The organism is Bradyrhizobium sp., from assembly GCF_017881085.1.
Taxonomy (GTDB): domain Bacteria; phylum Pseudomonadota; class Alphaproteobacteria; order Rhizobiales; family Xanthobacteraceae; genus Bradyrhizobium.
Map to the genome: position 1 here is coordinate 21,448 of NZ_JADGRI010000022.1, position 7,327 is coordinate 28,774.

Consider the following 7,327-nt stretch of genomic DNA (forward strand, 5'->3'; position numbering starts at 1 on the left):
CAGGGAGAGTCTCGTGAACGAAGTCGTAAAGCTCGATCGTCATGACGTGGTCGCCATCGTCACGGTCAACAGTCCTCCCGTGAACGCGCTCAGCGCCGCCGTCCGCGGCGGCATCCTCGATTGCATGAAAAGCGCGATCGCCGATCCCGAAGTGAAGGCGATCGTCCTGACCTGCGCCGGCCGCACCTTCATCGCCGGCGCCGACATCACCGAATTCGGCAAGCCGCCGAAGCCGCCGGGCCTCGCCGAAGTGCTGACACTGATGGAGAACTCGCCGAAGCCGATCGTCGCCGCCATTCACGGCACCGCGCTCGGCGGCGGTCTCGAAGTCGCACTCGCCTGTCATTTCCGCGTGGCGACCAAGGATGCAAAGCTCGGCCTGCCCGAAGTCAAGCTCGGCCTGTTGCCGGGCGCCGGCGGCACGCAGCGGCTGCCGCGCGCGGTCGGCCCTGAACTCGCGGTCAAGATGATCGTCGGCGGCGATCCGATCGGCGCGTCCGACGCGCTCAAGAACGGCCTGATCGAGGAGATCGTCGAAGGCCCGGCGGCCGGCGGCGAGGCCTTTGCCCGCAAGGTGCTGGCGGAGAAGCGCCCGTTACGCAAATTGCGCGACGATGACTCCAAGCTCGCCGCGGCCAAGGCCGACCGCTCGATCTTCACCAACGCGGTCGCCGCCTTGACCAAGAAGGCGCGCGGGCTGGAAGCCCCGTTCGCGGCGGCCGACGCCGTTGGTGCGGCGATCGACCTGCCGTTCGATGAGGGGCTGAAGAAGGAGCGCGAGGGTTTCCTCAAGCTCGTGGCCAGCGACCAGTCGAAGGCGCAGCGCTACGCCTTCTTCAGCGAGCGCGAAGCCGCCAAGATCGCCGGGGTTCCCGACGGAACCAGGCCGCGCAATGTCGAGCGCGTCGCCATCATCGGCGCCGGCACCATGGGCGGCGGCATCGCGATGTCGTTCGCCAATGCCGGTATTCCGGTCACGCTGATCGAGACCGGCGAAGAGCAGCTCAAGCGCGGCATGGGCGTGATGCAGAAGAATTACGAGGCGACGGCCGCGCGCGGCGGTATTCCCGCCGACGCGCCGGCCAGGCGCATGGCCCTGATCAACGGCGTGGTCGGGCTCGAGAATGTCAAGGACGCTGATTTGATCATCGAGGCGGTGTTCGAAACCATGGCGATCAAGAAGGAAGTGTTCACCGCCCTCGACAAGTTCGCAAAGCCGGGCGCGGTGCTGGCTTCCAATACCTCCTATCTCAATATCGACGAGATCGCCGCAGTGACCGGCCGTCCGCAGGACGTGCTCGGCATGCACTTCTTCTCGCCGGCCAACGTCATGAAGCTGTGCGAGATCGTTCGCGCGGCGAAGACCGCGCCGGATGCGCTGACCACCGCGGTCGCGGTGGCGCGCAAGATCGCCAAGGTGCCGGCGGTGGTCGGCGTCTGCGACGGCTTCGTCGGCAACCGCATGCTGGCGCAGCGCGGCAAGCAGGCGGAGAAGCTGTTGTTCGAAGGCGCCTTGCCGCAGCAGGTCGACGCCGTGGTGACCAAATTCGGCATGCCGATGGGGCCTTTCGCGATGGGCGATCTCGCCGGCCTCGATATCGGCTGGCGCTCGCGGAAAGACCGCGGCATCAAGTCGGAAATCGCCGATGCCTTGTGCGAGGCCGGCCGCTTCGGCCAGAAGACCGGCAAGGGATACTACAAGTATGAGGCAGGGTCGCGCGCGGCGCTGCCCGATCCGGAGGTCGAGAAGCTGATCGACGAGACGCTGACGCGGCTCGGGCGCAAGCGCCGGGTGGTCAGCGACGACGAAATCCTCGAGCGCATGATGTATCCGATGATCAACGAGGGCGCGCGGATACTCGAGGAAGGCATCGCGGCGCGGCCGAGCGATATCGACGTGATCTGGCTCTACGGCTATGGCTGGCCGGTTTATCGCGGCGGCCCGATGTTCTACGCCGACCAGGTCGGCCTGAAGCACATCGCCGACCGGCTGTCCTATTACGCCAAGGAGACCAGCGATCCCTCGCTCGAACCGGCGCCGCTGCTCAAGCGCCTCGCCGCCGAAGGCAAGACCTTCGCGTCGCTGGCGCAGACGGCGAAAGCCGCCTGATGGCCCATCCCGGAGAACAATTCTATCCGGAAGGGGTCCACTGGGACGATCCGATCGCGCGGGGCACGCTGCCTGATCTGCTGTCGAAGGCGGCGGGCGATTACGGCGCGCGGCCGGCGCTGGAGTTCCGCGACCGACCGATCAGCTATGCCGAACTGGAAGCAATGGTGGAGGTCGCGGCCGCCGCGTTCCTGCGCGCCGGCTATGGCAAGAACGCCTCGGTGGCGCTGTTCCTCGGCAATTCGCCCGATCATCCCGTCAACTTCTTCGGCGCGTTGAAGGCTGGCGCTCGTGTCGTGCATCTTTCGCCGCTCGACGGCGAGCGCGCGCTCTCGCACAAGCTCAGCGACAGCGGCGCGCGCATCCTCGTTACCTCTGATCTTTCGGCGCTGCTGCCGATGGCGCTGAAGTTCCTGGAAAAAGGCCTGCTCGATCGCCTGATCGTCTGCGAGGACGACAATTGGGGCGCGGTCGGCAATCCGCACACGTCGATCCCGGACGATCCCGCGATCGTCACCTTCAAGAAATTCACCGCAGGCGCGACAAATCCCGCACGCTGGCCAAATGTCGCGGTCGATGACGTGGCGCTGCTGCAATATACCGGCGGCACCACCGGCCTGCCCAAAGGCGCGATGCTGACCCACGGCAACCTGACATCGGCGGTGTCGATCTACGACGTCTGGGGCAAACCGGCCCGCGCCGGGCGCAACAATGCCATCGACCGCGTGATCTGCGTGCTGCCGCTGTTCCATATCTTCGCGCTGACGGTGATCCTGCTGCGCAGCCTGGAGCGCGGCGACCTGATCTCGCTGCACCAGCGCTTCGACGTCGAAGCTGTCATGCGCGACATCGAGGTCAAGCGGGCGACTGCGTTCCCCGGCGTGCCCACGATGTGGATCGCGATCGCAAGCCTGCCCGATCTCGACAAGCGCGACATGTCGTCCCTGGCCTATTGCGGATCCGGCGGCGCGCCGCTGCCGGTCGAGGTCGCCCGGATCTTCGAGCGCAAGACCAACATGAAGCTGAAGAGCGGCTGGGGCATGACCGAGACCTGCTCGCCCGGCACCGGCCATCCGCCGGAGGGACCGGAAAAGCCGGGCTCGATCGGGCTGATGCTGCCCGGCATCGAAATGGACGTGGTCGCGCTCGACGATTCAAAAAAGATTCTGCCGCCGGGCGAAGTCGGCGAGATCCGCATCAAGGGGCCGAACGTCACCACGGGTTACTGGAACCGGCCGCAGGAAACCGCTGATACCTTCGTCGGCGACCGGTTTCTCACCGGCGATATCGGCTACATGGACCAGGACGGCTATTTCTATCTGGTCGACCGCAAGAAGGACATGATCATCTCCGGCGGCTTCAACGTCTATCCGCAGATGATCGAGCAGGCGATGTACGAGCACCCGGCCGTGCACGAGGTGATCGTGATCGGGATTCCCGACGATTACCGCGGCGAGGCCGCGAAGGCGTTCGTCAAATTGCGCACCGGCGCCACACCGTTCACGCTGGAAGAACTGAAGGCGTTCCTCGCCGGCAAGCTCGGCAAGCATGAAATTCCGGCGGCGCTGGAATTCGTCGACGAGCTGCCGCGCACCTCGGTCGGCAAACTCTCGCGCCACGAACTGCGCAACCAGCAGCCGGCGCAGCCCAGGCAAGTGCAGCTCGCATCGGGAGGCCGTGGGTAATGGCTGCTCGCCCCAACTCTCGCGTCGTCCCCGCGAAAGCGGGGACCCATACGCCGAGGCGGTTGCATTGGGCACTCTGGCAGACGGCTTCGCCCAACATGAACGCCGGTGGTTATGGGTCCCTGCTTTCGCAGGGACGACGAAACACAGATAGATCGCGTTAATTCATCCGCTCACAGGAGGATCCGATGGATCTCAGCTTCAGCAAGGAAGAAATGGCGTTTCGCGAGGAAGTGCGGGCCTTCTTCAGGGACCACGTGCCGGCGGAGACGCGGCGGAAACTGGTCGAGGGCCGTCATCTCAGTAAGGACGAGATGGTCGCCTGGTGGCGCATCCTCAACAAGAAGGGCTGGGGCGTCTCGCACTGGCCCAAGGAATATGGCGGCACCGGGTGGACCTCGGTGCAGCATTACATCTTCAACGAGGAGCTGCAGATGCACCCGGCGCCGGCGCCGCTCGCCTTCGGCGTCAGCATGGTAGGTCCCGTTATCTACACTTTCGGCAATGAAAAGCAGAAGCAGCAGTATCTGCCGCGGATCGCCAATGTCGACGACTGGTGGTGCCAGGGCTTTTCCGAGCCCGGCTCCGGCTCCGACCTTGCTTCGCTGAAGACCAAGGCCGAGCGCAAGGGCGACAAATACATCATCAACGGCCAGAAGACCTGGACCACGCTGGCGCAGTACGCCGACATGATCTTCTGCCTGTGCCGCACCGATACCAGTGCGAAGAAGCAGATGGGCATCTCCTTCATCGTGTTCGACATGAAGTCGAAGGGTGTCACGGTGCGTCCGATCCAGACCATCGACGGCGGCCACGAGGTCAACGAGGTGTTCCTCGATGACGTCGAGGTGCCGGTCGAGAACCTGATCGGCGAGGAGAACAAGGGCTGGGACTACGCCAAATTCCTGCTCGGCAACGAGCGCACCGGCATCGCCCGCGTCGGCGTTTCCAAGGAGCGCATCCGCCGCATCAAGGAACTGGCCTCGAAAGTCGAGTCCGGCGGCAAGCCGGTCATCGAGGACCAGAAATTCCGCGAAAAACTCGCCGAGGTCGAGATCGAGCTGAAGGCGCTGGAGCTCACCCAGCTTCGCGTCGTCGCCGACGAAGGCAAGCACGGCAAGGGCAAGCCCAATCCGGCGTCCTCGGTGCTGAAGATAAAAGGCTCGGAAATCCAGCAGGCCACCACCGAGCTGTTGATGGAAGTGATCGGTCCGTTCGCCGCGCCCTACGACATCCACGGCGACGACGGCTCCAACGAGACCATGGACTGGACCGCGCAGATCGCGCCCAGCTATTTCAACAACCGCAAGGTTTCGATCTACGGCGGCTCCAACGAGATCCAGCGCAACATCATCACCAAGGCCGTGCTGGGGCTGTAAGGGAGCAATAACAACAGGTCGTCGTCCCCCGCGAAGGCGGGGACCCAGTACGCCGCGGCGGTCGTGGCTTACGCGGCGCCGGTGATTACTGGATTCCCGCTTTCGCGGGGAGGACGATGGGAAAATCGGGCAACAGCGTTGCCCAAGTGGGCTTTTGGAGAAAGTAAACAACATGGATTTTGATCTGTCCGAGGAGCAGCGGCTTCTCAAGGAAAGCGTCGACGGCCTCCTGGGCTCGTCCTACGATTTCGATAGCCGCAAGAAATACATGGCGGAGAAGGGCGGCTGGAGCAAAACCGTCTGGGGCAAGCTCGCCGAGCAGGGCCTTCTGGGCCTGCCGTTCTCGGAGGAAGACGGCGGCTTCGGCGCCGGCGCGACCGAGATCGGAATCGTGATGGAGGCGATGGGCCGGGCGCTGGTCATCGAGCCTTATCTGGCGACCGTCGTGATATCCGGCGGCTTCCTGCGCCATGGCGGCTCGGCCGAGCAGAAAGCCCAGTACGTTCCCGCCATCATCGACGGCAGCAAGACCTTTGCCTTCGCGCAGCTCGAGAAGAACTCGCGCTACGATTTGCAGGACGTCGCCACCACCGCCAAGAAGAAGGGCTCTGGCTGGGTGATCGACGGCGAGAAATTCGTCGTGCTCAACGGCGAGGGCGCCGACACCCTGATCGTGACCGCACGCACCAAGGGCGGCCAGCGCGATGCCCAGGGCATCGGCGTGTTCCTGGTCCCCGCCAATGCCAAGGGCGTCACGAAAAAGGGCTATCCGACCCAGGACGGCCTGCATGCCGCCGACATCAGCTTCACCGGCGTCGAAGTCGGCGCCGACGCCGCGATCGGCGATCCCGAAAACGGCTTGGCCCTGATCGAGCGCGTGGTCGACGAAGCCCGTACCGCGATCTGCGCCGAAGCGGTCGGCATCATGGACGAGTCGCTGAAGACCACCGTCGAATATCTCAAGACGCGAAAGCAGTTCGGCGTGCCGATCGGCAGCTTCCAGACCCTGCAGCACCGCGCCGCCGACATGTTCGTGGCGGTGGAGCAGGCCCGCAGCATGTCGATGTTCGCCACCATGGCCAACGATGTCGACAATGCGAAAGAGCGCGCCACCGCGGTCGCGGCGGCGAAGGTGCAGATCGGCAAGTCCGGCAAGTTCGTCGGTCAGCAGTCGATCCAGCTCCACGGCGGCATCGGCATGACCATGGAAGCCAAGATCGGCCACTACTTCAAGCGGCTGACCATGATCGAGAACAGCTTCGGCGACACCGATTACCATTTGCGCCGCGTCACCAACGCCGGCGGGCTGGTGTAGGTATTCGATTGTCGTTGCCGGGCAAAAGGCGCGAAGCGCCGTCTTCGCGCCCAACCACCCGGCAATCCATCCTCCTTGAGAAGATGGATGCGCGGGTCAAGCCCGCGCATGACGAGTGGAATTCAGGGAGCCATTCATGAAAAACACCCCGTTCGATCTGACCGGCAAGGTCGCCGTCATCACCGGCTCCAGCCGCGGCATCGGCCGTTCCTCGGCGGAGCTGCTGGCAAAGCTCGGTGCCAAGGTGGTGATTTCCAGCCGCAAGGTCGACGCCTGCCAGGAAGTCGCCGAGGGCATCAGGAAAGCCGGCGGCGACGCCCATGTGATTCCCTGCAACATCTCGCGGCGCGACGAGGTCGAGGTGCTGATCAAGGGTGCGATGATGCATTACGGCAAGATCGACATCCTGGTCTGCAACGCCGCGGTCAATCCCTATTACGGTCCGCTGCTCGACATCAAGGATGACGCCTTCGACAAGATCATGAACGCCAACGTCAAGAGCAACATCTGGCTGTGCGCGCTGGCGATCCCGCCAATGGCCGAACGGGGCAACGGCTCGGTGGTGATCGTCTCCTCGATCGGCGGCCTGCGCGGTTCCACCGTGATCGGCGCCTACGGAATTTCCAAGGCGGCGGATTTCGCCCTGTGTCGCAGCCTCGCCGGCGAATGGGGCCCGCAGGGCGTGCGCGTCAACTGCGTGGCGCCGGGCCTGGTCAAGACCGATTTTGCCAAAGCGCTGTGGGAAGACGAAGAGCGGCTGAAACGCCGCTGCGCCACCACGCCCTTGCGCCGCATCGGCGAGCCCGACGAAATCGCCGGCGCGGTGGCCTATCTCGGC

5 protein-coding genes are annotated in these 7,327 nt (G+C 64.5%); all 5 read left to right on the forward strand.

The genetic code is table 11. The features are described 5' to 3' along the window. The first annotated feature begins 13 nt into the window (after window positions 1-13). The gene (locus tag QZ213_RS03925; RefSeq protein WP_291684745.1) at window positions 14-2,110 is read left to right on the forward strand and encodes a 3-hydroxyacyl-CoA dehydrogenase NAD-binding domain-containing protein; all 2,097 of its coding nucleotides are present in this window, start codon (window positions 14-16) and stop codon (window positions 2,108-2,110) included. Continuing rightward, complete coding sequence (gene pimA, locus QZ213_RS03930) at window positions 2,110-3,795, forward strand: dicarboxylate--CoA ligase PimA (RefSeq protein ID WP_291684746.1); 1,686 nt, start codon at window positions 2,110-2,112, stop codon at window positions 3,793-3,795. The genes QZ213_RS03925 and pimA overlap by 1 nt, the downstream gene beginning before the upstream one ends. Before the next feature lie 188 nt (window positions 3,796-3,983). After that, entirely contained in the window at window positions 3,984-5,174 is a 1,191-nt protein-coding gene (gene pimC / locus QZ213_RS03935; RefSeq protein ID WP_291684747.1) for a pimeloyl-CoA dehydrogenase large subunit, read from the forward strand. A gap of 172 nt (window positions 5,175-5,346) precedes the next feature. Further along, window positions 5,347-6,489: a pimeloyl-CoA dehydrogenase small subunit gene (gene pimD / locus QZ213_RS03940; protein WP_291684748.1), complete on the forward strand. Its 1,143-nt coding sequence runs from the start codon at window positions 5,347-5,349 to the stop codon at window positions 6,487-6,489. A gap of 136 nt (window positions 6,490-6,625) precedes the next feature. Further along, the coding region (locus QZ213_RS03945) for an SDR family oxidoreductase (protein WP_291684749.1) at window positions 6,626-7,327 on the forward strand (702 nt) is incomplete at its 3' end.

Bases quoted from the DNA above. Each gene is read 5' to 3' on its own strand.
- pimA (WP_291684746.1), top strand. From the start codon at position 2,110: ATGGCCCATCCCGGAGAACAATTCTATCCGGAAGGGGTCCACTGGGAC.
- pimC (WP_291684747.1), top strand. From the start codon at position 3,984: ATGGATCTCAGCTTCAGCAAGGAAGAAATGGCGTTTCGCGAGGAAGTG.
- pimD (WP_291684748.1), top strand. From the start codon at position 5,347: ATGGATTTTGATCTGTCCGAGGAGCAGCGGCTTCTCAAGGAAAGCGTC.